Source organism: Pararhizobium sp. LjRoot238 (assembly GCF_964252955.1).
Lineage (GTDB): Bacteria > Pseudomonadota > Alphaproteobacteria > Rhizobiales > Rhizobiaceae > Pararhizobium.
The window spans coordinates 3,411,870-3,434,843 of sequence record NZ_CAXUPP020000001.1 but is presented as its reverse complement, the minus strand read 5'-3'; the positions used below and the strand labels follow the sequence as shown (position 1 = coordinate 3,434,843).

Below are 22,974 nucleotides of genomic sequence, written 5' to 3'. Positions count from 1 at the left end.
GTCACCTCCGCAGAGCAGTGACTGCAACGCTTTGCTCGGACGAACAGCACGACGCTGGCTTCTCCGGCGAACCGGCGGCCGCCTCGGTTTCCGAGGAGATGATCGACGATGCCTTATTATGAGAGCCAGTCATGCGGTTCACGCACAGTCCCAAGGCACACATGGCGACGCAGGGAAGTACGCTCAGCAGCAGCGGCGCGATACCGGCCGCGACCAGCCAGCTCCAGTTGAACGCCGCGCCGAGGCCAAGCGCGAGAGCTGTCAGCGCGATGAGTCCCCGCCGCCCCTGCAGCCACGACGGAAGCCTGTCGGCCAGCGGTCGGGACGGTGCACGAGGATGCGCTTCGGCTGAATTTGGTATGCTCATAGCGGTGTCTCCTTATTGTGAGGGGGCGCAAGGCGCTCCCCCTCCTGATCGACGATCGTTTTGAGGAATGCGACCATGTCGGGTGCGTCCCATTCGGCGGGGCCGATCAGACGTCCAAGCTCGCGCCCCTCGGCATCGAACAGCAATGTTGTCGGTAGTCCGGCCGTTGCCAACGCAAAGGCGACCTGGCTGGATGCATCGACGTGGATGGCGAGATGCTGGATGCCGATCTCGGTGTAGAACTTCCTCACGGCGTCTGCTCCACCGCGATCGATCGACAGCGCGACGACCTCGAAGGCGCTCCCGCCAAGCTCTGCCTGCAACCGATCGAGCGTCGGCATCTCCTTCCGGCACGGCAGGCACCAGGTCGCCCAGACGTTGAGCAACACGACCTTGCCGCGGAAATCCGCGAGCGAGCGCGGCTTTCCTTCGCCGTCGGCGAACTGAAGTTCCGGCACGGGCGCTGGGGTGTCATGCAGGACAAAATTCTGCAGCCGGTCGACGCCGCCCGGCCCCGTGGCCGAGAGCTGGTTCGTGTTCTCGCCAGCTTTCCAGGCAATCAGAGCAGCAAGCCCAGTAACACCCACGACCGACAATGCCAGAAGCAGCCAACGCCGTGGGACGGCCGTCCTTAGGCCATCCGTTTTCGATGACTTGTCAGTCATTTGAGCCATGGGATTAACCTCCTGTTCCGACGTCATTCCGTTGCGTAAACGGGCGGTGCCTTGCCGTCCTTGGTGACGGTGTAGATGACGAATTTTTCAGTCTTGGTGCCAGCCATGCCAGGCGACCCCATCGGCATTCCCGGCAGGGTGATGCCGGCGATCGCGGGCTTCTCGGTGAGGAGCCTGCGGACAACGTTCACGGGCACGTGTCCGTCGATCACGTAGCCGTCGATGAACATCGTGTGGCAGCCTTCCATTCCTTCCGGCACGCCGGCCTTATGGCTGATCTCGAGGAGGTCGTTGGTAGGCTTCACCTCGACAGTGAAGCCGTTGTCGCGGAGATAGGAAGCATAACCTTCGCAGCAGCCGCACTGCGGGTTCTTGTAGAGGGTCGCCTGAAGCGGCTCGGCAATCGCCGGTGTCGCAAAGGCGATGAGAGCGGTGAGGCTGGCGAAGCGGATTGTAGGGATCATTTCGGTTTCTCCTTTGATAGATCTGTTTGGTTCAGGCAACGCGCAGCACGGTCATCAGACCTGTCATCTGGTGGTCCATGACATGGCAATGCAGCATCCAGTCGCCGGGATTGTCGGCAACGAAGGCGACTTCGACGACGTCCTTCGGTGCCATCAGCACGGTGTCCTGCCATTGGCGATGCGGTACGGGCATGCCGTTGCGGCTCAGCACCGCCAAGCTATGGCCGTGGAAATGCATCGGGTGCCACCAGGCGGTCTCGTTCCGCAGCACCAGGATGACGCTGCGTCCGCGCTGGAATGTCAGGGCGGGCTGCATGCCGGCATGGCCGTCGCCGGTCATCGACATGCCGTTGATCGCCCAGGCAGGACCGCCGCCCATGTCCATCATGCCGTGCATCATCCCTCCCCCCATCATGCTATCGGTTCCGGCCATCGCGCCGCCGCCCATCATGCCGCCCTGGAGGGTCAGATCGTGCCGTTCGGCCGAGGAAATATCTGGCTCCGGCAAGGGATTGCGCGGCAGGTCGAGCGGGGTGTCGAGCGGATGGTCGCGCATGGGCGGCCCCGCATCATAGGCAAGCTGGGTCACCGGATAGGACAGGCCGTCGTAGAAATCGTCGATGACGGCGTAGCGCCGCCCCGGCTCGCCTTGCATGTCGAGCATGACATCGATGCGCATGGCGGGACCGAGCAGAATCCGTTCGCGCTCCGGCTCATGCGGATCGCAGGGCTGACCGTCGATCGCGACGATCAAAGGCGTATGCCCCTCGAAGCGCAGCGCCATGATGCGGGCGAGCGAGCCGTTGACGAGGCGCAGGCGGATGCGTTCTCCAGCCCGGACCGGTTCCCCTTCCGAGACCTGGCCGTTCAGCGTGACCGTATTGCCGACGCGGCCGGACATCGCCGCCTCCATCCGGTTGCCGAAGCCGGAGGCGATCCCGCCTTCCGAGGTCAGTCGCCAATCGGCCAGAAACCAGAGAAGATCACGATCGGCAACGACGGGTTCGCGTTCCGCGACGATCACGGCTCCGGCCAAACCGCGGCCAAGTTGCTCGAGGCTGTTGGCATGTGGGTGATACCAGAAGGTCCCCGCATCCGGCGGGGTGAATTCGTAGACGAAGCTCTCGCCCGGCTCGATCGGCGACTGCGTCAGACCGGGCACGCCATCCATGGCGTTAGGCAACCTGATGCCATGCCAATGAACGGTGGTCTCCTGGTCAAGTCGGTTTTCGACGACGAGACGGGCCTTCTCACCTTGGCGCAGGCGCACGAGCGAGCCCGGTATGGTGCCGTCATAGGCCCAGACATCGGTTTCCGGATGACCTGAACCAGCAAGACGCGCACGGGCTGGCGCGGCGACGATCCGATACTCGTCGGACCCCGCTGCGAGTGCTGGTAATGGCGGCAATGCAGCGGTCAATAGAAGCCCAGCGCCGGCCCTGAGCAAACTCCGGCGCGATACAAGGTCAATGGGTTCGGTATTCACGTTCGATCCTTCCAATCATCGTGGATGACGGGACGCATCGGCCTTTTGGCGGTGTCTCTCACCTTGTCGGCCGCTCGGCGCAAAACAGCGCATGCGTTCGCTTGCCCGGCTCGGTCGCTCGGCGCGACAGCCTGGACATCAGCCGATGTCGGAGGTTCGTGGTGGATAGGGATCGGGTAGCAATGCTCTCCCACGAAGGAGCGAATCATCCACCGCAAAGCAGGCGGCCCTCTCACTGGTCGGTATTAGCACCGACGCCGGCAGCACCGCAAAGACGGGAGCTGCGCAGGCGACGCCGCAATTCATCGCCTTCATGCCGCTGTCACCGGGCTGGTCGGGGCAATCCTGGCAGCCGCCTTCAGCCGACATGCCCATCTCAGTCATCGTCGCGATCTGGGCGGACATGCTGCTTGCCTGAGCGACCGAAAGGCTCATCCCCGCTGCGATAAAGACCGCGAGGACCAACGCGAAAAGCTGTCGAGCCGACCAGTGTGTCATAACATAAAGAATTACGCCGAACTGCGTCAAAAACAAGCCGTGGCGGTGTCTTTCCGCGCGCTGACATCCCGCAGCCCGGCTGGTTAGCCTAGTCCAGTGCCGATGGAAGGTTGCGCCGTTAAATGCTATTCTCATCTGTTCAGTTCCCGAGAGAAATAGGAGGAGAGCATGGAACATGTTCAGGCAAAGTCTGAATTTGATCGGCGTTCGGTGTTGATCTTTGGTGCGGCTGGCGCTGCGGCGCTGTTCGGCGGCGCTTCGTCCGCGTCGGCCAACGAAGCGAAAGTCGAGGAACTTGCTCCAGGGGTAACATTGAGGACGTTCAAAGAGGTAGCGCCTGTGGGGCCGGTTCCCGGCTTCTCGAAAGCACTGCTCATGGAAATCACCTTCCAGCCCGGATCAAAGTTCGGCCCTGACACATCGAAAACGGTAGATATCTGCGAAATACAGGGAGCACCGCTTTACGCGGAAATCGAAGGGAAGGAACCTTTCACGTTACAGCCCGGTGATATCTATTTTTGCCCGGTCGGAAACGTAGAAACCGACACGAACAAGAGCGACAAACCCAGCATCATGCGTATTATCGAGCTGGTACCGGCCTGATACCAGCGGCATAGGCCGCCTAGCGACTAAGGCCGGAGCTCTCGTGCAAGATCGCCCCGGCCGTGGGTTGAGTTGGCGCGCGCTTAAGCGGCAACACGCTTTACAGCGCCGCGCGTCTTTTCAGACGCGCAAAGGTCGCTGTAACACTTTGATCTGCTGCATAATTTTTCCTTAAATCGAATCCGATTTAAGGAATCATGCAGTAGCTTCAGCGGAAGAACAGATACTTGACGAGCGCCGCGATCACGAGAACAATCACAAAGATCCCGATGGCAGCGGCGAGGCCCATGCCCCACATCATGTCGCTGCCCATCATATCGTTCATCATGGCATCCTCCTTTCATTCGGCAGCCTCCTTGAGGGCTGCCGGCTCGGCCTCGATATCGGCCGACCACGCGGCTGCGCTTATCGGCAGCCGCCATCCCTTGACCAGCCCGTAGATCGCGGGGATCACCGCAAGCGTCAGGATGGTCGACGAGATCATGCCGCCGATCATCGGCACGGCGATGCGCTGCATGATTTCCGAGCCGGCACCCGTGCTCCAGAGGATCGGCACCAGTCCAGCCATGATCGCGACGACGGTCATCATTTTCGGCCGAACCCGTTCGACAGCGCCGACCATGATCGCCCGCTGGAGATCGAGCCTTGTGAAGCCACGCTTCTCTGCCTCGCATTCGGCACGTCGTTCCTTCAGAGCCTGGTCGAGGTAGATCAGCATGATCACGCCTGTTTCAGCGGCGACCCCGGCAAGGGCGATAAAGCCGACAACAACCGCTACGGAGGCGTTGAAGCCCAGCCACCACATCAACCAGATGCCGCCAACCAGCGCGAACGGCAGCGAGAGCATGACGATGAGCGTCTCGGTCAGCGCCTTGAAGTTCAGGTATAGCAGCAGGAATATCAGCGCGAGCGTCAGCGGCACGACGATGGCAAGACGTGCCTTGGCCCGTTCCAGGTATTCGAACTGTCCGCTCCAGGCGACCGAATATCCGGGAGGCATCGTTACACTGCTGGCAACGGCATTTTGCGCTTCCGCGACATAGCCGCCCAAATCCCGATCGGCGATATCGACGAAGATGTAGACGGCAAGCTGCCCGTTCTCCGTCCGGATGGTGGTGGCACCCCGCGTCAGTTTCACCTCGGCCACTTCCCCCAACGGCACCGTGCCGCCGCCGGGAAGAGAGACCTGAACGTCACGGGCGATGGATTGCGGATCACTTCGGAGGGCTCTCGGATAGCGGATGGCGACGCCATAGCGCTCCCTGCCCTCCACCGTCGACGTCACCACCTCGGACCCCAGTGCCATCCCGATGACGTCCTGCACGTCGTCGATGGAAAGGCCGTAACGTCCCAGAGCCATACGATCCGGGATGATGTCGAGGTAATACCCACCGATCACACGCTCCGCATAGGCGCTCGACGTGCCGGGAATCGTCTTCAAGACGGTCTCGATGTCGCGAGCGACCCGTTCCATTTCCTTGAGGTCGGTTCCATAGACCTTGACGCCGACGGGCGTCCTGATACCCGTTGACAGCATGTCGATGCGAGCGCGGATCGGCATCGTCCAGGCGTTTGAGACGCCCGGAAACTGAAGCGCCGAATCCATTTCCTGCTTCAGGCTGTCAATGGTAACGCCAGGCCGCCATTCATGTTTCGGCTTCAAGGTGATGATCGTCTCGAACATCTCGGTGGGCGCGGGATCGGTTGCCGTCAGCGCCCTCCCCGCCTTGCCGAACACCGTCTCGACCTCGGGGAAGGACTTGATGATCCGATCCTGCGTCTGCATCAGCTCGGCTGCCTTGGTGACCGACAGCCCAGGCAGGGTCGTCGGCATGTACATCAGCGTGCCTTCGTTCAGGCTTGGCATGAACTCGCTGCCGATCTGGCGGGCGGGCCAGATCGTGACCGCCAAAGCGATCATGGCCAGGAGGATCGTGAGTGTCTTCGCCCGGAGAACACCCGATATGACCGGACGGTAGATCCAGATCAGGAACCGGTTGAGCGGGTTCTTGTGCTCCCGGACGATCTTGCCACGGACGAACACCACCATCAGAGCGGGAACGAGTGTGATCGACAGCAAGGCCGCCGCCGCCATGGCGAACGTCTTCGTGAAGGCGAGCGGGCCGAACAACCGGCCTTCCTGTGATTCCAGCGTGAAGATCGGCAGGAACGACACGGTGATGATCAGCAGGCTGAAGAACAACGCCGGGCCGACTTCGCTCGCCGCCTTGATCAGAACCTCCGTCCGCGGTTTGTCAGGTGGAGCACGTTCCAGATGCTTGTGGGCGTTCTCGATCATGACGATGGCTGCGTCGATCATCGCGCCGATGGCGATGGCGATACCGCCAAGACTCATGATGTTGGCCCCGATGCCCAGTGCACGCATCGCGGTAAAGGCGATCAGGATGCCGATGGGCAGCATGATGATCGCGACAAGGGCGCTGCGAACATGGAGGAGGAAGGCGACCGTCACCAGCGCGACAACGATGGACTCCTCGATCAACGTTCCCTTCAGCGTCTCGATAGCGGCGTTGATCAGTTCGGAACGATCATAGACGGGAAGGATTTCCGTCCCCGCAGGCAAGCTGTCCTTGACTGCAGCCAGGCTTTTCTTGGCGTTGTCGATCACGGTCAGGGCGTTCGCGCCGAAGCGTTGCAGCACGATGCCGCTGGCGACCTCGCCCTCTCCGTTCAGTTCGGTGATGCCGCGACGCTCGTCGGGCACCGTTTCCACCCGCGCGACGTCGCCGAGACGGAGCGGTGTCCCGCCCTCGGTCATCAGGACGATGCTCTCGATATCCTTGATGCCCTGCAGATAGCCCCTGCCCCGAACCATGAACTCGAACTCGGAGATTTCGACCGTGCGACCGCCGACATCGCGATTGCTGGCGCGAACCGCGTCGGCGATCTGTCTCAGCGGCACGTTCTGGGCCCTCAGTCGGGCCGGATCCACGACGATGGAATACTGCTTGACGAAGCCGCCGACGCTCGCGACCTCGGCAACGCCCTCGGATTTGGAAACAGCGAACCGCACCACCCAATCCTGCAGCGACCGAAGTTCTGCCAGCGACAGTTCCTTGGCGACGACGGCATATTGGTAGACCCAGCCGACCCCCGTCGCATCGGGACCGAGACTTGGCGACACACCGTCTGGAAGACGGCTCGATGCCGCATTCAGATATTCGAGCACGCGGCTCCTTGCCCAGTAGGGATCGGTACCGTCTTCGAAAATGACGTAGACGAAGGAGACGCCGAAGAACGAGAAACCGCGAACGACCCTCGAGCGCGGTACCGTCAGCATCGACGTCGTCAACGGATAAGTGACCTGGTCCTCGACGACTTGCGGTGCCTGGCCGGGATAGTCGGTGAACACAATGACCTGGACATCGGACAGGTCGGGGATCGCATCGAGGGGAAGCGTCCGAAGGGAATAGACGCCTGCCGCAATCGAGAGCACCGCGCCGACGAGGATCAGAACCAGGTTTCGGGCGGACCATGAAATGATGTGCGCGATCATGGCTTCACCTCTTCGCTCGTCAGGGCGCTGAGCGCGGCGTTCAGGTTGCTTTCCGCATCGAGCAGGAAGTTGGCGGAAACAACCACTCGGTCGCCCAGTGCTATTCCCTTGGTGATCTCGGTCATGTCCTCCCCGCGGACTCCCAGCGCAACATCCATCGGTTCGAACCTGCCCTCGCCCTTGTCGATGAAGACGATCTGGCGGTCGCCCGTGTCGATGACTGAACTGTTGGGAACGGCGACGACCGGGTTTCCGGCTCCTCCCTCGATCTCCACCTCGGCGTACATGTTGGACATTAGTTGGCCGTCCGGGTTGGGAAGTTCGATCCGGACTTTCGTCGTCCGGGTCTGCATCTGTACCTCCGGATAGATGAGATCAACCGCTCCCTTGAACACCTTGCCGGGAAGATTTCGGATTCTGATGGAAACGACTGCGCCCTTCCGGACGGCGCTCAGCTCGTATTCCGGCACGTCGGCGATCACCCATACCTTCGAGACGTCGGCGATTCTGAACAGGATGTCCCCCGCCTCCGCCATCATGCCGCTTACAGCCATGCGCTCCAACACGACGCCGTCACGCGGCGAGGTGTACGAGATGCTTTGGGGTACCCTCCTGTCAGCGGCGATGCTTGTGATTATCGCGGCGGGCACACCCAGGTTCTTCAAGCGGAGTGCCGGGCCTGTGCCAGTTGCGGCACTCCCGCCGTTTCGCATTTCGGTCGCGTACTCGGCTCCGGCCGTCGCGATCTCCTTCGAATAGAAATGGAAGAGGTTCTCTCCCTTGGTGATCCTGTCGCCCGTGGTGACGTCGGCCACATCCTCGACGAAGGCGTCCGCCCGCATGGAGACGATGCTGACCATCCGCTCGTCGAGCGTCACAGTCCCTGGAACCCGGATTTTCCGGCTGACGGTCGTCATTTCCGCCAGTCCGGTCTTCACACCTGTGCGCTGGAGTTTGCCGATGGAGACCTTGACAGTCGAACTCGCTGCATCGTCGCCCTCGTAAACCGGAAGGTAATCCATGCCCATGGGATCCTTCTTCGGCACTTTCGACGTGTCGGGAAGGCCCATCGGGTTCCGGTAGTACGAGACCTTCCGTTCAGAACCTGTCGTAACGGGATCGGCCGCCGCAGCCACGGCTCCCGTCGCACTGAACCTGACGTCCTCGCTTTCGCGGACGGCCAGGAATGGCCGTCCGTCGTCTGTGTTCTTCGGCCTAGCGGAGTACTGGGCGAAGCCGTCGGGGTGGCTGTAATAGATGACCGCACCCGTTGGTTCGCGCATCGGTTCCGCCTCGGCGGCCATCTGGCTGGCTCCAAGGTGTTCGAGCAGCGTGCCGATATCGTTTTTTCCTGCCCAGTAGCCTCCCCCGCCGGCGATCGCGGCGAGGGAGAACATGGCGATCACGCGCGGCGCGGTCACGGCGTTGCCTTCAGGACGAGTTCGCCCTGCACGGTTTCCGGCTCGCCCTGGACCTTGGCGGCAATCTGGAACCGCCAGCCGCCTTCCATGGAGAGGTTTGTCGTGAAGTTGTAGACGCCCGGCTCGGTCGAAGCCGATACCTCCACGGGCGTGGTCATCATCTCCATGCCCTCGGGAGCCATGTCCATCCGCGTGGTGAAGATGACTGCGTCCGGAACGCTCTTGCCCGTCCGCTTGTCGACCAGCCGCACGGAGACGGGCGCATCCGGCCCCTGCTTGATGTCGGTCTGGAGAGCCTGGAATTCGTAGTCCTGTGCTCCGGCGAAGGAAGCGGTGGCGGTGTTGAACAGCATTGCGCCAGCGAGGAACGCGGTCCTCGTGTTGAAGAAGGTCTTGTTCATGATCAATGTCTCATCCGGACGGGGTCGCAGCCGCGTCCTCAGTCAATATGGATCGCCCTCAGCCCGGTTCGGGCGCAATGATGCGCCCTTGCCGAAACGACGACGTGCTTCAATGACGTGAGATCAAACTCTTGGAGGACGTACTGGCGGGTCGACCAATGCGGAGGCCGGTTCGAAATGCGGCCTGATTGGGAACTGACGGGTCACCCATGTAAAATTCACGGACAATGCATGCTCGTTCGCCGACTGGCCGACGGTCGTCGTCGTGCAGATCAAAGCGAGCGGACAGGCCTTGCCGCAATCGGACTTGATCGGGTTCTTTTCCTGACAGCACGGCATGTCGTCGGGCATCTCCATGCCAACCATTCCACCCATAGCAGCCGGTCCCGAAGCCGCCATGGCGCTATCGGCCGCCCCGATGCTGAAAGGACCAAGAATGATCCCGACCAGGGCGAACACGAACAGCAGTCGATGGATGACTTTCATGAACCTCATGATTCTAGTCTGGCATGGAGCCGTCCATCTTGGAAGACGGTCTCACGAAAATGTGCGACAGCGTGATGCAGCAAGAATGATTTTAGGAAAACGTTCGCCATCCTGACGAGGATTCGCCTACAAGTCATTGTTTTCACGTCACGTGTACCAAAAGTCTGGAAACGGTTTCATCTCGTTCCGCGGGAAACCCATCCTCTTGACCTTCCCATCGTTGGAAGCCCCACATTGAGGCAACGACATCGAAAGGAGACAATAGATGTATGAGTTTGACATCCCGAACATGACGTGCGGCCACTGCAAAGGCACCGTCGAAAAAGCCATCGGGGCCGCCGACCCCGGCGCGGTTGCCACCGTCGACCTTGCCTCGAAGAAGGCGACGGTCGAGACGACTCTCGACCCTGCCGTCATCGGCCACGCGATCGAGGAAGCCGGATATCCGGTGTCATACGCGGGACGCTGACCCTCTTACCGCCTCCGCGTGCTGACCGTGGGGGCGGTCCACTATCCGGGCGTATGCCAATAGTATTTCAAATATCCCTGAAACGAACTGGCCGCTTTGCGTTACATCAACCGTGGCTCGAAAAATGACGTTTCAATCGCGCTCCGGCCATGACGATATTTGGCATGGATGTTCTATTCGATGGCGGCGACGGCTTGCTGCCACTCACCCGATCGCGTTCAGGGTGAACGCTGCGAATTCTTATCAGGCCCACTGGCCGTTCGCTCACTTACGATTTTCGTTCATGCATCAAAACGGCAACGATGGCTCCGGAGACGAATGTCAGACCAGCGATCGCGATAATCGCCCAGCGAAAGCCGAAATGGTCTGCAATCAGACCCGCCGACAGCGCGCCGACGGCGTAGCCCAGATCACGCCAGAAACGATAAACACTCAGGGATCGAGCCCGCCATGAGGGTTGCGACGCGTCTGAGACCGCCGCGATCAGGCTGGGATAGACCATGGCAGTGCCAAGGCCAAGGAAGATGCTTGCGACAAGCCACCACTTGAATTCGCCCGTTAGAGCCGTGAGCAACAGTGCACCTGCCTGTATCCACATGCCAGCGACGATCAGGCCCTTGCGGCCCCATTTGTCGCTGAGTGGACCCGTCGCCACCTGAAGCATTCCCCAAACCATTGGGTAAGCCGCTTTCAAGATGCCGATCTTTTCAACACCAAGGCCGAATGTTGTAAAGAACAGAGGGAAGATACCCCAGCTCATGCCGTCGTTGAGGTTGTTGACCAGGCCTGCCTGCGATGCCGCAAACAGGTTTCGATCCTTAAACGAGGTCAGCAGGAAGACTTCCCGGAAAGAGAGGTTTCTCCCCTCATCCGCTGCCTGTTTCATCTCAAGGCGTATATGACTGCTTGTATCCTTGACGAGGAAGACTGACAGAATGGTGCCCAGAACCGCATAGCCAACACCGAGATAGATCGGTACGGGCCGCAATCCATATTGGGCGGCCAAATAACCAGTTGCGAGTGCAGTCAACCCAACTGAAAAATAACCAGCGAATTCATTGAGCCCCACGGCCAGACCGCGTCCTCTCGGGCCAACGAGGTCGATTTTCATGATCACCGTCATAGACCATGCGAAACCCTGGCTGACACCGAGAAGCGCATTGGCGGCAATCACCCACTCCCAATTCGGGGCGGCGAGGATCATGAACGGTACCGGGAGACCGAACAGCCAGCCGAGGACGAGTACTCGCCTGCGACCCCATTTGTCGGCCAACTGCCCGGAAACAAGATTGGCGAGCGCCTTGACGACGCCGAAACTGACGATGAAGGAGACGAGCAACGTTGTCGATGCAATGCCGAATTCCTTGGCTCCGATCAGCGGGACGACGGTGCGCTCTATGCCGACCATGCCGCCGACAAAGGCGTTGATCAGAACCAGCAGGCAGAACTGTCGCCAATTCTCTTTCAGGCCGAGTGCGACCGCCGACGTCATTCGGCTGCGTCCGCCGCGAAACCCGCGTTCAGCGCACGAATACAAGCCGCACTGCCGAGCGCTGCCTTGGTTTTTTCAACCACCACATCAAACGGCATTCCGGCAATCGTCCTGTCTATCGTGTAGGTCATTCGCCTCTGCTCCAATTAGATCGCTTTGGATTGATCAGAAACATTCATATGATGAGGCAAGGCCGTGCGCGCCACAATATGGACCTTCAAATCGACCGTAGTGGCAGCGATGGATGGCCCGAAACGCACTTCGTGAGCACAATCCAGTCAGCCATGCGTTTTTCCTCCATGGACACTCTTGACCTTCCCATCATGGGAAGGATTATTCATGTGAGCAGTTGAAAAAAGGTGGATCTCCAATGACTGCTGTACAGACCATGGAAAGACCCCAACCCGTTACGACCGACTTCGGCATTGAAGGCATGACCTGCGCGTCCTGCGTCGTCAGGGTGGAGAAAGCTATCAAGGCCGTCCCCGGTGTCGCCGACGCCGTCGTCAATCTGGCCACAGAGCGGGCCAGCGTAACTTACAACGAAGCCGTGCCGACGGAAACCGTTCTCGAGGCCATCGAAAAGGCGGGCTACGAGCCAAAACTCGAGACCCGAGAACTCGGTGTCGAGGGCATGACCTGCGCGTCATGCGTCGTCAGGGTGGAGAAGGCGCTGAAAGCTGTTCCGGGCGTGAAAGGAGCCTCCGTCAATCTCGCGACGGAGAAGGCGACCGTCCGTATAGTCTCAGGGACTGCCACAGCCGCCCTGGAAGACGCTGTTCGCACTGCGGGCTATGACGTCCGAAAGCTCGCCGGGGACAATCCAGCGGATGACAGCGAGGACCGACGCAGCCGCGAGGCCAGCCGCCTGAAACTGTCGCTGGCGCTATCGGCTGCCCTGACGCTCCCGCTGTTCGTTCTGGAGATGGGGTCGCATTTCATTCCGGCCGTCCATGACTGGATCATGGTCAATGTCGGTATGGGGAACAATCTGGTCATCCAGTTCGTCCTGGCGACGCTCGTCCTCTTCGGACCCGGCCTCCGCTTTTTCCGCAAGGGCGTACCTAATCTGCTGCGCTGGACGCCGGACATGAATTCGCTGGTGGCGCTCGGCACGTCGGCCGCCTGGGGCTATTCGGTGGTGGCGACCTTCCTGCGGGATGTGCTCCCATCGGGAACGGAGAACGTCTACTACGAGGCGGCCGCCGTCATCATCACGCTGATCCTGCTCGGCCGCTATCTCGAGGCGCGCGCCAAGGGCAAGACCAGCCAGGCGATCAGGCACCTGATCGGCCTGCAGGCGAAGACCGCATATGTGAAACGTGGCGAAGAGTTCGTGGAGATCCAGATTGGCGACGTCGCGCTCGGTGATGTCGTCCGAATCCGCCCTGGCGAGAAGGTTCCCGTCGACGGCCGCGTCGTCGATGGCTTATCCTATGTCGACGAGTCCATGATCACGGGCGAACCCGTTCCGGTGAAGAAGGCGGCTGGCGCAGACGTCGTCGGCGGCACGATCAACAAGACCGGGTCGTTCACTTTCGAAGCGACGAAGATCGGATCGGACACGCTGCTTGCCCAGATCATCAAGATGGTCGAGGCGACGCAGGGCTCAAAACTGCCGATCCAGGCGCTGGTCGACCGCGTCACGGGATGGTTCGTTCCCGCCGTGATTGCGGCGGCCACCGCAACCTTCCTGGCATGGCTTGTTCTCGGTCCCTCGCCTGCCCTCACCTTTGCCCTCGTCAACGCCGTCGCGGTGCTGATCATCGCCTGCCCGTGCGCCATGGGTCTGGCGACCCCGACCTCCATCATGGTCGGCACCGGCCGGGCCGCGGAACTGGGTATCCTCTTCCGCAAGGGCGAGGCCCTGCAGACACTCCGCGATGTCGATGTCGTTGCGTTGGACAAGACGGGCACGCTCACCAAGGGCAAACCTGAACTGACCGACCTCGTCGCGGCGGAAGGTTTTGACCGCACCGAGGTTCTGCGGCTGATCGCCAGTCTCGAGGCACGGTCGGAGCATCCGATCGCGGAGGCCATCGTGGCCGCGGCCAAGGCCAAGGGGCTGGCACTGGCGAACGTCGCTGACTTCGAAGCGGCTCCGGGATATGGCGTCGGCGGCAGGGTCGACGGTCACGAGGTGCTTGTCGGCGCTGACCGGTCCCTGGTGAAGAACGGCATCGAGGTGGCATCGTTCGCGGAGGAAGCCACCGCACTGGGCGACGCAGGCAAGTCGCCGCTCTATGCCGCGATCGACGGCAGGCTTGCCGCCATCATCGCCGTCTCCGATCCGGTAAAGGAGACGACTCCGGAAGCGATCGAGGCGCTGCACGCGCTCGGCCTCAAGGTGGCGATGATCACGGGCGACAACAGCCGCACGGCGCAAGCCATCGCCCGCCAGCTCGGCATCGACGAAGTGGTCGCCGAAGTCCTGCCCGAAGGAAAGGTCAAAGCCGTCGGGAAGCTGCGCGAGGGCGGACGCAAGGTGGCGTTCATCGGCGACGGCATCAACGACGCGCCCGCTCTGTCGGAAGCCGACATCGGTCTTGCGGTCGGAACCGGAACCGACATCGCCATCGAGAGCGCCGACGTCGTGCTGATGTCGGGTGATCTCAACGGCGTGCCGCGGGCGATTGCCATCAGCAAGGCGACGATCCGCAACATCCGGCAGAACCTGTTCTGGGCGTTCGGCTACAACGTCAGCCTGGTCCCCGTCGCTGCAGGTGTTCTCTACCCGCTGAACGGCACGCTGCTGTCGCCGATCCTCGCCGCGGCTGCGATGGGCCTTTCGAGTGTCTTTGTGCTGGCGAACGCATTGAGACTGCGGCGCTTCAAGGCGAACTAAAACCGGGGCCGTCCGTGTGACGCCCCCTCTTGCATTCAAGGAGAACGGAAATGAATATCGGCCAAGCCTCGAAGGCGTCCGGCGTCTCGACAAAGATGATCAGGTACTACGAGCAAATCAAGCTGATCGCGCCCGCGCACCGGTCCCAGTCCAGCTACCGGACATACGCCGACAACGACGTCCACACCCTGCGCTTCATCCGCAGGGCACGCGACCTCGGATTCTCGGTCGAGCAGATGAAGGCCCTGCTGGCGCTCTGGCGCGACCGTTCGAGAGTGAGCGCCGACGTCAAGACCTTCGCGCTCGAACACGTCGCCGAACTGGAGCGCAAGGCAGCCGCGATACAGGAAATGATCAGGACACTCAGGCATCTTGCGAGCCATTGCCATGGCGATGACCGCCCGGAGTGCCCGATCATCGACGAGATCGCGAACGCGTCCGACAAAGAGATTCCGGAAATCAATGCCCGCTTCGGCATTACAGCGCTGAAATGAGCGCTTTGCGGTCTGGCCTTCAAGAGCCTTTCGGCGTTGCACCCTCGGTGACGAGGCGACGAAACATCGCATCGATCTGATCGGGTGGCAGCTTGGTGCCCCCATCCAACCACCATGTCAGCACGGCCATGTAGGGCACCCACGACATATTGAGCGACAAGTTCGCGCGGGATCCCGTCCGGAGAACCCCCGTCGGCGTTTGCGGCAAGTTCGTCGCGCACCAGATCGGAAAGTATCTGACGGATGGTGCCGAGCGCGACCGCACCTCACCGCAGCCGTCCTGCTGCTGCAGATGGACAGGATAGCTCATCTAGCCGCAGTCGCGGCTGAGGCGGCGTTGTCCAGCACCGATTTCCTCGGCCCCAGACGCTCACTCGTCGTGCATGCGGCTGGCGGCCTCGTCGTCCTGCTCGTGACGACGACACTGTCGGTGTACAAACCGCGTGGATTGACCCGGTACGGCTGGCGCAAATCCTATGGCCAGCAAGGTGACCGGAAGTAGGCAAGTGCAGGGCTCCCAGCCCAACCGGGATGGCGTGCTCGCGGGGTTCGAAAGCCCTTTGCAGGCGAGGTTTCCGCTATTTCGTCTCGATCCGGAACTTGGCGTGGCACGACGTGCAGGTTTGAAGCATCAGATGGAAGGCATGCTCCGCGGGCATCGATGCTGCGTCTCTCGTTGCACCGACCTTCTTTGCGAGCGGCCCGCCGCCCATGACATCTCCAGTTTGCATCCGCATTCCGGGACCCAGCGTGTCCGGGTTTCTGTCGGCCGCGACAGACAGGGCGGACGCATAGATGCCAAGGTCCGCCGCCAGCTTGTCGAACTGCTGTCGGTCGGTCTCGATGCTGGCGCTGGCTTTCGAGCCGGCCATGGTGACAGGACCGTCGAACAATGCCGACAGGGCAGCTCCAGACTGGGATCGGATGATTTCGGATGCCGCCTTGAACGTCCTTGCGTCATAGGGCGTCGAACCCTTGAACATCGCGTTGATCCTCTTGGCTGCATCCGCCATCGCCTTCATGCCGTGCTGTCTTTGGGTAACGTTGCTGGGTGGCTCGGTTTGGGCGGTTGCTGCGGAGATCGCCGCGGCGAAAGCGGCTATGGGAAGCATAAGAACGGCCAGTTTCGTCACGCTCGTATTTACCCGCATGCTCATCTCCACTCGCCCGGAGGCTGGTCTTTCCAGTTTTCCAATGCCAGCAGTCGGACGGTCGACTTTCGAGCCCGGAAACGTACTCGCCTTTGATCAATGTCAACGCCGCACTTGCAACGGCACGGCACTGTGCTTGAATATAGAAGCGAGGTTCGAGCGAAAAGATGACCGCCGCAAACGAAACCATTCGAAGAAGCGGAAGAGAATTGCTGGCCGTTTTGGTCGCAATTATGTTCCTCATCGCGCCGATGGCCGAGGCGGCTCCCGTTATATGCGATAACGACTTCGCTCAAGTTCCTCATACCGAAACGTCGAAAGGCGACGTAGCTCGACAGGGTGATCTCCACCCTGTCGATCAGAAGGCTTGCTGCAAAAGCGTGTGCAACCTGTGCAACGTCATCCTTCCGGCTTCGAACCCGGTTGTTTTTCTCCTGGATTCCGGTGCTCAGCGTTACCTCGATTCGCAGCAGTCCATCGCCGGCCTCACCTCTCGACCCGCTCTCGGCCCCCCTCGATCCCTCGTTTGAACACTGCCGCTCCACGGCGGTACGATCGTCGGTTGCCTGCGACCTCCGCATGGCGACCATTTTATCGGCAATTGCCGACACCGATGTACCGCGTCTCCTTGCGAAGTCTCGGACCAGCCACCGGTACGTCCCGGACAAGAGATGAAACCATCACGGAGTTAACCCCATGGACGATCAAAAAGACCATCAAGGTCACCATCACCATCATGGGCACGATGCTCAGGCCACGATGGCAGCCGAAAAAAGTACGGTCACCGATCAGACCGAGGGCGCGATCTACACCTGCCCTATGCATCCGCAGGTCAGGCAGATCGGCCCTGGAAACTGCCCGATCTGCGGAATGGCGCTTGAGCCGGAAGTGATGACCGCCGAAACAGGACCAAGCGCCGAGCTGATCGACATGAGGCGCAGGTTCTGGATCGGGCTGGTTCTGACAGTGCCTGTGCTCGCCCTGGAGATGGGTAATCATCTCACGAATCTGCATATGCTGCTTGATTCAAAGACCTCGAACTGGCTTCAACTAATCTTCGCGACGCCTGTGGTCTTGTGGGCAGGCGCGCCCTTCTTCGAACGGGCGTGGCGGTCGATCGTCACCCGGCACCTCAACATGTTCACCCTGATAGCAATGGGCACGGGCGTGGCCTGGGTCTACAGCGTGGTTGCCACCGTCGCACCCGGCCTGTTTCCGACCACCTTCCGCTCCGACGAGGGATCGGTCGCGATCTATTTCGAGGCGGCCGCGGTCATCACCGTGCTCGTGCTGCTCGGCCAAGTGCTGGAGCTGCAGGCCCGCGAGCAGACGGGTGGCGCGATCCGCGCGCTGCTCGACCTTGCTCCGAAGATGGCGCGCCGCATCAACGCGGATGGCTCGGATGAAGACGTCGCCCTTGAAGCGGTGGTTGTCGGCGATCGCCTGCGCGTCCGTCCTGGCGAGAAGGTCCCCGTCGATGGCAGGCTGCTTGAAGGACGGAGCTCCGTCGACGAATCCATGATCACGGGTGAATCCATGCCCGTGACAAAGGAGACCGGGGCGAAGCTGATCGGCGGCACCATGAACCAGACCGGTGGCTTCGTGATGGAGGCAGGGAAGGTCGGCCGAGACACGATGCTTTCGCAGATCGTCCGGATGGTCGCCGACGCACAGCGTTCGCGTGCGCCAATTCAGCGGCTGGCCGACGAAGTTTCCGGCTGGTTCGTGCCCGTCGTCATCGGCGTGGCCGTGATCGCGTTCGCGACGTGGATGACGATCGGGCCGGAGCCGCGGTTCGCGCATGGCCTCGTCGCCGCCGTCGCGGTGCTGATCATCGCCTGCCCCTGCGCGCTCGGCCTGGCGACCCCGATGTCGATCATGGTCGGCGTCGGTCGTGGCGCGGGCCTGGGTGTGCTGATCAAGAATGCCGAAGCATTGGAGCGCATGGAGAAAGTGAACACCCTCGTCGTCGACAAGACGGGTACCCTGACCGAAGGCAAGCCGAAGGTCACCGCGATCGTGCCCGCAGAAGGCATGCAGGAGTTGGAGTTGCTGCGACTGGCGGCCACGCTCGAGCGTTCAAGCGAACATCCGCTGGCCGCTGCGATCGTCAGCTCCGCCGAGGAGCGCAACATCGCCCTTGGCGACGCTCAGGATTTCGACAGTCCGGTCGGCAAGGGTGTCACAGGTATGGTCGAGGGACGCAGGCTCATTCTCGGAAGTCACCTGATCATGGAGGAGGAACACGTGGACGTCTCATCCATGACGGCAAAGGCCGAAGAACTGCGCAACGACGGAGCGACCGTCATCTTCGTCGCGATGGACGCAAGACCCGTAGGACTGTTCGCCATAGCCGATCCGATCAAGGCGACGACGCCTGCTGCCGTGAAAGCCCTTGTCGATGAAGGTGTCCGTATCGTCATGCTGACGGGCGACAACAGGACGACGGCGCAAGCCGTTGGCAGAAGGCTTGGCATTACGGAAGTCGAGGCGGAAATCCTGCCAGAAGACAAGAGCAAGATCGTGTCCAGGCTCCGCGGCGAAGGCCGTGTCGTCGCGATGGCGGGGGACGGGGTCAACGACGCCCCTGCCCTTGCCGCCGCGGACGTCGGCATTGCCATGGGAACCGGAACCGATGTGGCGATTGAAAGCGCCGGAATAACCCTAATCAAGGGCGATCTCCAGGGCATTGTCCGGGCACGGCAACTGAGCCATGCGGCGATGAGGAACATCCGGCAGAACTTGTTCTTCGCCTTCATCTACAACGCGGCGGGCGTGCCGGTCGCCGCAGGCGTCCTGTACCCGGCTTTCGGGCTTCTCCTGTCACCGATCATAGCCGCCGCGGCCATGGCGCTGTCCTCCGTCAGCGTGATCGGGAATGCGCTCCGACTGAGAGGTGTGCGGATATGAAGTGGGAACGCAAATGGACGCTGCTCGCCGCCTCGCTCGGTGTGATCGTGACTTTCTTCGTGCTTCGTGAACACTGGGCGCACGCTCTCGGTCTGGCTCCATACCTGCTGCTCCTGGCGTGTCCTTTGATGCACCTTTTTCACGGCCACGGTGGTCATCACCCTGGTCAACACGAGCAACGCGCAAGTACGGACGACCTAAATTGACCTACAGCTACTCGGCACAAACTGTGGTCAACGTTGCGGCGTCCGCCGAGGCGCTGTTCGATTACCTGGATGACCAGGCCCGTCTTGGGTCGCACATGCAGAAACCGTCGATGATGATGCTCAGAAGGCGGATGTCTTACGGGTTCGACGAGGCGCAAGGCCGTGCCGTCGGTTCGGTCATCAGAATGGAGGGAAACATACTCGGCGGAAGGTTGTCCGTGGAAGAGATGATCGTCGAACGGCAGCCCCCGACCCGCAAGGTATGGGAAACCCGAGGCCGCCCAAATCTCCTTGTCATCGGAGCCTACCGCATGGGCTTCGAGATCAACGCCTCGGGCGAGTCCTCCCGTCTGCGCGTGTTTATCGACTACAACCATCCAAGTTCGGTGACCGGGCAAATCCTTGGCGGCATGTTTGGCCCGATCTATGCACGCTGGTGCGTCGACCGGGTCGCGAAGGACGCGATCAGTAGGTTTCAGGCAGACAGCCAATGATCGTGGGAGCCGCCGACAAGAGGCAGCATACCCAAAGAGGGTGCCGGTTACCGGCACTCTCTTGACTGTTTTAGGCGGCCATCTTCTCGCAGCTTTCCGCGCACTTCCGGCATGCCGAGACGCAGTCCTCCATGTCGGGCGAGCTGGTGCGATGGGCGATCAGAATCCGATGGCTGCCTTTCTTCCGAGCATGGCTGCCGCGAGCACGAGATAGCGGCCTGTCTTCGCTACAGTCACGAGTACCAGGAAAGACCATAGCGGCTCCCGTAAAACGCCGGCGATAACGGTCAGGGCATCGCCGAAAAGAGGCATCCAGGACAGAAGCAGCGACCAACGACCATAGCGCCGATACCACCCGCTGGCTCTTTCCAACGAGGAATTCTTCACCGGAAACCAAACCTTGTGCTGAAAGCGATCAATGCACCGCCCGAGGACCCAGTTGCACACCGCTCCGAGAATGTTGCCCGCGCTTGCGACGACGATCAGTTCCGGCACGGGGAATTTATCCAAAACGAGCAGGCCGACGAGCACCGGTTCGGATTGGAACGGCAGGATGGTGGCTGCGCCGAAGGCAACGATGAACAGCCCCAGATAGGTGGTGATATTAATCATCGAAACGGGTCCGTATTCCGCAATGTCGGTTGTGGCTGACCCACACAGTGCTCGTCGCCATTTCCTCTTGACCTTGCCATGGTGGGAAGCTCTAGGACCTTCATTAGGTGTCGTGCCGGCTGGAACATCGTTGTGCAGCGCCACATAATCGACGCGAATCATCTGCGAGATGGAGCTCGCAATTGACAACGTCAGGACTGATGGTAGTCCTCGGACATGGATATGTATCGAATCACATTGGCAAAAATGCTGGTTCTGCTTCGCTTGGTGATCATCGCATCACTGGCGGGATACTCCCTGCCTGCGGCTTCGGCAGCAATGCATGGACCGATGGCGACATCGACGACGGTCCAGCCAGCAGGCCACCACGTGATGGCAAACGGTGGCCACGTCCATGGAGACGAAAGCGCCTCTCCCGATGATGCCCGGAAAATTGCGAAGCAGGAGTGCTGCAAGGACTTCTGCGTAAACTTCGCGATTGTCGCGGCGGTTGATGCCGTTGGCGGACCCGTGGTGTCCTCCATCCGCGAGTTCTTGGACGACAGCCATGTCGTCGGCGAGTTCGTGCCGCTGCATCGTCCCCCGAATATCTGAATAGGACATGCCCGCCCTTGCGGGTCTGAACGAGCGCATGTGGGCGTGAATTGCCCGCCGCGCCGCAGCAATCTCCTATTCGGATTACACCATGAAACGTATGTTTTTGGTGGCCGCCTTACCGCTCATTGTGAGCGGATGCGCTGCCACGTTACCTCCTGAAGTCATTGCTTCGGGCGACCTTGCCGACTCCCCGGCAGACGTTCGTCCAGTCCACTACCACAGCCCGGTTGCGGGCTACACGCACCGCGTCCCGGTCGATCCCAAGCCGTGGCGCAACCAGAACGACGCGCAGGCTCCGGACGGAGACGCGTCATGACGGTCGTCAAACTGAAACTCGCGGCAACCCTCGCGCTGCCACTCATTCTCGGCGGATGCGTCTCGGCGGCCGAATACTCCGCTCCGAACTCTGGGTTCTCCTCCGTATCCAACAAGACAGCAGAGGCTACTGGGAAGGACACCGTCTGGATACAGAACCGCCACGAGGCCCAGGCGGTCTCGGGACGGGTGAAGACCCTGCTGGCGAAGAAGAGCGTCGACGTCGAGACGGCGGTGCAGGTCGCCCTTCTCAACAACAAGGGCCTGCAGGCGGCCTATGCCGATCTCGGTGACTCGGCCGCCGACGCCTGGCAGTCGACCATGCTTGTGAACCCGACGGTCGCCGTAGGCATGACGGGGATCGGCACGCCGGGACTGGAGACCTTCAAAACTGTCGAAGGGCTTATCACCACCAACATTCTGGCGCTGGCAACCCATAAACGGAACGTGGATATAGCCGATACCGAGTTCCGCAAGGCGCAACTCGCTGCTGCCGTGCGGACGCTACAGGTCGCCGCTGACACCCGTCGTGCGTGGATCAACGCCGTGGCCTCATGGGAGACGGTCGCCCAGCTCAACCACGCGCAGGCAGCAGCAGACGCGGCTTCCGACCTTGCACAGAAACTCGGCGAAACGGGTTCGATGACGAAGGGCGGCCAGGCCCGCGAGCACGTATTCTACGCCGAACTGTCCGGACAGACGGCGAAGGCGCGGCTTGAAGCCCGCCTCGCGAAGGAAGAACTGACACGGCTGATGGGACTTTGGGGCTCGGACATCGACTACCAGATTCCGAACCGCTTGGCCCAACTCCCCGCAGGCTTGATGAAGCGTGACCTGATCGAGGCCGAGGCCCTGCAACGTCGCGTCGATCTGCAGATGGCGAAGCTCGACCTCGAGGCCACGGCGAAATCCTACAAGCTCACGGAAGCCACACGCTACGTCACCGATCTCGAAATCCTCACCGGTGTCGAGACCGAACGGGAACTGGAAGGCGGCGAGAAGAAAACGGACACGACGGGCATTGTCGAACTGGAGTTCGTCATCCCGATCTTCGATTCCGGAAAGGCCCGGATGCGCAAGGGTGAGCTGGCCTACATGCGGGCTGCCAACCTGCTCGCCGAAAAGGCGGTGAACGTGCGTTCAGAAGCCCGTTCGGCATATCAGGCCTATCGCTCCAACTACGATATCGCCCGCCATTACCGCAACAGCGTCGTGCCGCTGCGGACAAAGATCGAGGAGGAATCCCTCCTCACCTACAACGGCATGATCACCAACACGTTCGAACTGCTCGCCGACAGCCGGGAAAAGGTCAACTCGATCCTCCTCGCAGTCAACGCAAAACGCGATTTCTGGTTGGCCGAAGCCAATCTCGCGCCCGTCATCTATGGCGGCGGCACGGGAGCATCGGGTGGCGAGACAGAAGTCGCAGCGGCCGCCGAGAGCGGCGGCGGCGGTCACTAGGAAAGGACACG

At 61.2% G+C, this 22,974-nt stretch carries 26 protein-coding genes; 12 read left to right on the top strand and 14 right to left on the bottom strand.

Annotated elements, in window-relative coordinates; all coding sequences use genetic code 11:
• Position 1 precedes the first annotated feature (1 nt).
• The 5 genes from ACSQ3F_RS16680 to ACSQ3F_RS16660 all read right to left on the bottom strand — a co-directional run bounded on the left by ACSQ3F_RS16680 (position 2) and on the right by ACSQ3F_RS16660 (position 3,396).
• A complete protein-coding gene (locus ACSQ3F_RS16680) occupies positions 2-367 on the bottom strand; it encodes a hypothetical protein (RefSeq protein ID WP_436101250.1) in 366 nt (121 codons plus the stop codon).
• Entirely contained in the window at positions 364-1,041 is a 678-nt protein-coding gene (locus ACSQ3F_RS16675) for a TlpA family protein disulfide reductase (RefSeq protein WP_436101249.1), read from the bottom strand. Before ACSQ3F_RS16675 ends, ACSQ3F_RS16680 begins: the two co-directional genes overlap by 4 nt.
• A gap of 23 nt (positions 1,042-1,064) precedes the next feature.
• A complete protein-coding gene (locus tag ACSQ3F_RS16670; RefSeq protein WP_436101248.1) occupies positions 1,065-1,505 on the bottom strand; it encodes a DUF411 domain-containing protein in 441 nt (146 codons plus the stop codon).
• A gap of 31 nt (positions 1,506-1,536) precedes the next feature.
• The gene (locus tag ACSQ3F_RS16665; protein WP_436101247.1) at positions 1,537-2,991 is read right to left on the bottom strand and encodes a multicopper oxidase family protein; all 1,455 of its coding nucleotides are present in this window, start codon (positions 2,989-2,991) and stop codon (positions 1,537-1,539) included.
• Positions 2,992-3,129: 138 nt separating this feature from the next.
• Complete coding sequence (locus ACSQ3F_RS16660) at positions 3,130-3,396, bottom strand: hypothetical protein (protein ID WP_436101246.1); 267 nt, start codon at positions 3,394-3,396, stop codon at positions 3,130-3,132.
• Between the two features lie 261 nt (positions 3,397-3,657).
• On the opposite strand from ACSQ3F_RS16660, the gene ACSQ3F_RS16655 reads away from it, so the two are divergent.
• Entirely contained in the window at positions 3,658-4,092 is a 435-nt protein-coding gene (locus ACSQ3F_RS16655) for a hypothetical protein (protein ID WP_436101245.1), read from the top strand.
• Between the two features lie 340 nt (positions 4,093-4,432).
• Here ACSQ3F_RS16655 and ACSQ3F_RS16650 read toward each other — a convergent pair whose 3' ends face one another.
• From ACSQ3F_RS16650 to ACSQ3F_RS16635, 4 genes are all read right to left on the bottom strand, one after another.
• Positions 4,433-7,609 (bottom strand): efflux RND transporter permease subunit, encoded by a 3,177-nt coding sequence (locus ACSQ3F_RS16650; protein ID WP_436101244.1) that lies wholly within the window; start codon positions 7,607-7,609, stop codon positions 4,433-4,435.
• The gene (locus ACSQ3F_RS16645) at positions 7,606-9,030 is read right to left on the bottom strand and encodes an efflux RND transporter periplasmic adaptor subunit (protein ID WP_436101243.1); all 1,425 of its coding nucleotides are present in this window, start codon (positions 9,028-9,030) and stop codon (positions 7,606-7,608) included. Before ACSQ3F_RS16645 ends, ACSQ3F_RS16650 begins: the two co-directional genes overlap by 4 nt.
• Positions 9,027-9,431, bottom strand: a complete 405-nt coding sequence (locus ACSQ3F_RS16640; RefSeq protein WP_436101242.1) for a FixH family protein — start codon at positions 9,429-9,431, stop codon at positions 9,027-9,029. Before ACSQ3F_RS16640 ends, ACSQ3F_RS16645 begins: the two co-directional genes overlap by 4 nt.
• Positions 9,432-9,554: 123 nt before the next feature.
• Positions 9,555-9,926 carry a hypothetical protein gene (locus ACSQ3F_RS16635; RefSeq protein ID WP_436101241.1) on the bottom strand — a complete coding sequence of 124 codons (372 nt, stop codon included), beginning with the start codon at positions 9,924-9,926 and terminating at the stop codon, positions 9,555-9,557.
• A 256-nt stretch (positions 9,927-10,182) separates the two neighbouring features.
• Here ACSQ3F_RS16635 and ACSQ3F_RS16630 point away from each other — a divergent pair, with 256 nt between their 5' ends.
• Positions 10,183-10,386, top strand: coding sequence for a heavy-metal-associated domain-containing protein (locus ACSQ3F_RS16630; protein ID WP_436101240.1), 204 nt, complete (start codon positions 10,183-10,185; stop codon positions 10,384-10,386).
• A 268-nt stretch (positions 10,387-10,654) separates the two neighbouring features.
• Here ACSQ3F_RS16630 and ACSQ3F_RS16625 read toward each other — a convergent pair whose 3' ends face one another.
• Positions 10,655-11,878 carry an MFS transporter gene (locus tag ACSQ3F_RS16625; protein ID WP_436101239.1) on the bottom strand — a complete coding sequence of 408 codons (1,224 nt, stop codon included), beginning with the start codon at positions 11,876-11,878 and terminating at the stop codon, positions 10,655-10,657.
• On the bottom strand, positions 11,875-12,009 hold the full coding sequence (locus ACSQ3F_RS16620; RefSeq protein ID WP_436101238.1) for a hypothetical protein: 135 nt from the start codon (positions 12,007-12,009) through the stop codon (positions 11,875-11,877). Before ACSQ3F_RS16620 ends, ACSQ3F_RS16625 begins: the two co-directional genes overlap by 4 nt.
• A gap of 239 nt (positions 12,010-12,248) precedes the next feature.
• Here ACSQ3F_RS16620 and ACSQ3F_RS16615 point away from each other — a divergent pair, with 239 nt between their 5' ends.
• Both ACSQ3F_RS16615 and cueR read left to right on the top strand, forming a co-directional pair.
• Positions 12,249-14,723, top strand: coding sequence for a heavy metal translocating P-type ATPase (locus tag ACSQ3F_RS16615; RefSeq protein WP_436101237.1), 2,475 nt, complete (start codon positions 12,249-12,251; stop codon positions 14,721-14,723).
• A 50-nt stretch (positions 14,724-14,773) separates the two neighbouring features.
• Entirely contained in the window at positions 14,774-15,217 is a 444-nt protein-coding gene (gene cueR, locus ACSQ3F_RS16610; RefSeq protein ID WP_436101236.1) for a Cu(I)-responsive transcriptional regulator, read from the top strand.
• A 19-nt stretch (positions 15,218-15,236) separates the two neighbouring features.
• Here the strand turns inward: cueR and ACSQ3F_RS16605 are convergent, their stop codons facing one another.
• Positions 15,237-15,527, bottom strand: a complete 291-nt coding sequence (locus ACSQ3F_RS16605) for a hypothetical protein (RefSeq protein WP_436101235.1) — start codon at positions 15,525-15,527, stop codon at positions 15,237-15,239.
• 27 nt (positions 15,528-15,554) lie between these two features.
• Here ACSQ3F_RS16605 and ACSQ3F_RS16600 point away from each other — a divergent pair, with 27 nt between their 5' ends.
• Positions 15,555-15,719 carry a hypothetical protein gene (locus tag ACSQ3F_RS16600; protein ID WP_436101234.1) on the top strand — a complete coding sequence of 55 codons (165 nt, stop codon included), beginning with the start codon at positions 15,555-15,557 and terminating at the stop codon, positions 15,717-15,719.
• Positions 15,720-15,795: 76 nt separating this feature from the next.
• Here ACSQ3F_RS16600 and ACSQ3F_RS16595 read toward each other — a convergent pair whose 3' ends face one another.
• Positions 15,796-16,368, bottom strand: a complete 573-nt coding sequence (locus tag ACSQ3F_RS16595; RefSeq protein WP_436101233.1) for a cytochrome c — start codon at positions 16,366-16,368, stop codon at positions 15,796-15,798.
• A 167-nt stretch (positions 16,369-16,535) separates the two neighbouring features.
• On the opposite strand from ACSQ3F_RS16595, the gene ACSQ3F_RS16590 reads away from it, so the two are divergent.
• The 4 genes from ACSQ3F_RS16590 (at position 16,536) to ACSQ3F_RS16575 (ending at position 19,978) form a co-directional block, all read left to right on the top strand.
• Positions 16,536-16,898 (top strand): hypothetical protein, encoded by a 363-nt coding sequence (locus tag ACSQ3F_RS16590; protein WP_436101232.1) that lies wholly within the window; start codon positions 16,536-16,538, stop codon positions 16,896-16,898.
• A 166-nt stretch (positions 16,899-17,064) separates the two neighbouring features.
• Positions 17,065-19,278: a copper-transporting P-type ATPase gene (locus tag ACSQ3F_RS16585; protein WP_436101231.1), complete on the top strand. Its 2,214-nt coding sequence runs from the start codon at positions 17,065-17,067 to the stop codon at positions 19,276-19,278.
• A complete protein-coding gene (locus tag ACSQ3F_RS16580; RefSeq protein ID WP_436101230.1) occupies positions 19,275-19,484 on the top strand; it encodes a DUF2933 domain-containing protein in 210 nt (69 codons plus the stop codon). Before ACSQ3F_RS16585 ends, ACSQ3F_RS16580 begins: the two co-directional genes overlap by 4 nt.
• Positions 19,481-19,978: an SRPBCC family protein gene (locus ACSQ3F_RS16575; RefSeq protein ID WP_436101229.1), complete on the top strand. Its 498-nt coding sequence runs from the start codon at positions 19,481-19,483 to the stop codon at positions 19,976-19,978. Before ACSQ3F_RS16580 ends, ACSQ3F_RS16575 begins: the two co-directional genes overlap by 4 nt.
• A 159-nt stretch (positions 19,979-20,137) precedes the next feature.
• Here ACSQ3F_RS16575 and ACSQ3F_RS16570 read toward each other — a convergent pair whose 3' ends face one another.
• Entirely contained in the window at positions 20,138-20,590 is a 453-nt protein-coding gene (locus ACSQ3F_RS16570) for a YqaA family protein (protein ID WP_436102173.1), read from the bottom strand.
• Between the two features lie 216 nt (positions 20,591-20,806).
• On the opposite strand from ACSQ3F_RS16570, the gene ACSQ3F_RS16565 reads away from it, so the two are divergent.
• The 3 genes from ACSQ3F_RS16565 (at position 20,807) to ACSQ3F_RS16555 (ending at position 22,963) form a co-directional block, all read left to right on the top strand.
• Positions 20,807-21,184 (top strand): hypothetical protein, encoded by a 378-nt coding sequence (locus tag ACSQ3F_RS16565; RefSeq protein ID WP_436101228.1) that lies wholly within the window; start codon positions 20,807-20,809, stop codon positions 21,182-21,184.
• A gap of 91 nt (positions 21,185-21,275) precedes the next feature.
• On the top strand, positions 21,276-21,503 hold the full coding sequence (locus ACSQ3F_RS16560; RefSeq protein WP_436101227.1) for a hypothetical protein: 228 nt from the start codon (positions 21,276-21,278) through the stop codon (positions 21,501-21,503).
• On the top strand, positions 21,500-22,963 hold the full coding sequence (locus ACSQ3F_RS16555; RefSeq protein ID WP_436101226.1) for a TolC family protein: 1,464 nt from the start codon (positions 21,500-21,502) through the stop codon (positions 22,961-22,963). The genes ACSQ3F_RS16560 and ACSQ3F_RS16555 overlap by 4 nt, the downstream gene beginning before the upstream one ends.
• Positions 22,964-22,974: the final 11 nt, after the last annotated feature.

Excerpts from the sequence above, each read along its gene's own strand:
- ACSQ3F_RS16640 (WP_436101242.1), bottom strand. The coding sequence starts at position 9,431 with ATGAACAAGACCTTCTTCAACACGAGGACCGCGTTCCTCGCTGGCGCA.
- ACSQ3F_RS16675 (WP_436101249.1), bottom strand. The coding sequence starts at position 1,041 with ATGGCTCAAATGACTGACAAGTCATCGAAAACGGATGGCCTAAGGACG.
- ACSQ3F_RS16590 (WP_436101232.1), top strand. The coding sequence starts at position 16,536 with ATGACCGCCGCAAACGAAACCATTCGAAGAAGCGGAAGAGAATTGCTG.
- ACSQ3F_RS16620 (WP_436101238.1), bottom strand. The coding sequence starts at position 12,009 with ATGACCTACACGATAGACAGGACGATTGCCGGAATGCCGTTTGATGTG.
- ACSQ3F_RS16630 (WP_436101240.1), top strand. The coding sequence starts at position 10,183 with ATGTATGAGTTTGACATCCCGAACATGACGTGCGGCCACTGCAAAGGC.
- ACSQ3F_RS16570 (WP_436102173.1), bottom strand. The coding sequence starts at position 20,590 with ATGATTAATATCACCACCTATCTGGGGCTGTTCATCGTTGCCTTCGGC.
- ACSQ3F_RS16650 (WP_436101244.1), bottom strand. The coding sequence starts at position 7,609 with ATGATCGCGCACATCATTTCATGGTCCGCCCGAAACCTGGTTCTGATC.
- ACSQ3F_RS16655 (WP_436101245.1), top strand. The coding sequence starts at position 3,658 with ATGGAACATGTTCAGGCAAAGTCTGAATTTGATCGGCGTTCGGTGTTG.
- ACSQ3F_RS16605 (WP_436101235.1), bottom strand. The coding sequence starts at position 15,527 with ATGAGCTATCCTGTCCATCTGCAGCAGCAGGACGGCTGCGGTGAGGTG.
- ACSQ3F_RS16635 (WP_436101241.1), bottom strand. The coding sequence starts at position 9,926 with ATGAGGTTCATGAAAGTCATCCATCGACTGCTGTTCGTGTTCGCCCTG.
- ACSQ3F_RS16670 (WP_436101248.1), bottom strand. The coding sequence starts at position 1,505 with ATGATCCCTACAATCCGCTTCGCCAGCCTCACCGCTCTCATCGCCTTT.
- ACSQ3F_RS16595 (WP_436101233.1), bottom strand. The coding sequence starts at position 16,368 with ATGCGGGTAAATACGAGCGTGACGAAACTGGCCGTTCTTATGCTTCCC.
- ACSQ3F_RS16660 (WP_436101246.1), bottom strand. The coding sequence starts at position 3,396 with ATGTCCGCCCAGATCGCGACGATGACTGAGATGGGCATGTCGGCTGAA.
- ACSQ3F_RS16580 (WP_436101230.1), top strand. The coding sequence starts at position 19,275 with ATGAAGTGGGAACGCAAATGGACGCTGCTCGCCGCCTCGCTCGGTGTG.
- ACSQ3F_RS16555 (WP_436101226.1), top strand. The coding sequence starts at position 21,500 with ATGACGGTCGTCAAACTGAAACTCGCGGCAACCCTCGCGCTGCCACTC.
- ACSQ3F_RS16565 (WP_436101228.1), top strand. The coding sequence starts at position 20,807 with ATGGATATGTATCGAATCACATTGGCAAAAATGCTGGTTCTGCTTCGC.
- ACSQ3F_RS16585 (WP_436101231.1), top strand. The coding sequence starts at position 17,065 with ATGGACGATCAAAAAGACCATCAAGGTCACCATCACCATCATGGGCAC.
- ACSQ3F_RS16560 (WP_436101227.1), top strand. The coding sequence starts at position 21,276 with ATGAAACGTATGTTTTTGGTGGCCGCCTTACCGCTCATTGTGAGCGGA.
- cueR (WP_436101236.1), top strand. The coding sequence starts at position 14,774 with ATGAATATCGGCCAAGCCTCGAAGGCGTCCGGCGTCTCGACAAAGATG.
- ACSQ3F_RS16680 (WP_436101250.1), bottom strand. The coding sequence starts at position 367 with ATGAGCATACCAAATTCAGCCGAAGCGCATCCTCGTGCACCGTCCCGA.
- ACSQ3F_RS16625 (WP_436101239.1), bottom strand. The coding sequence starts at position 11,878 with ATGACGTCGGCGGTCGCACTCGGCCTGAAAGAGAATTGGCGACAGTTC.
- ACSQ3F_RS16615 (WP_436101237.1), top strand. The coding sequence starts at position 12,249 with ATGACTGCTGTACAGACCATGGAAAGACCCCAACCCGTTACGACCGAC.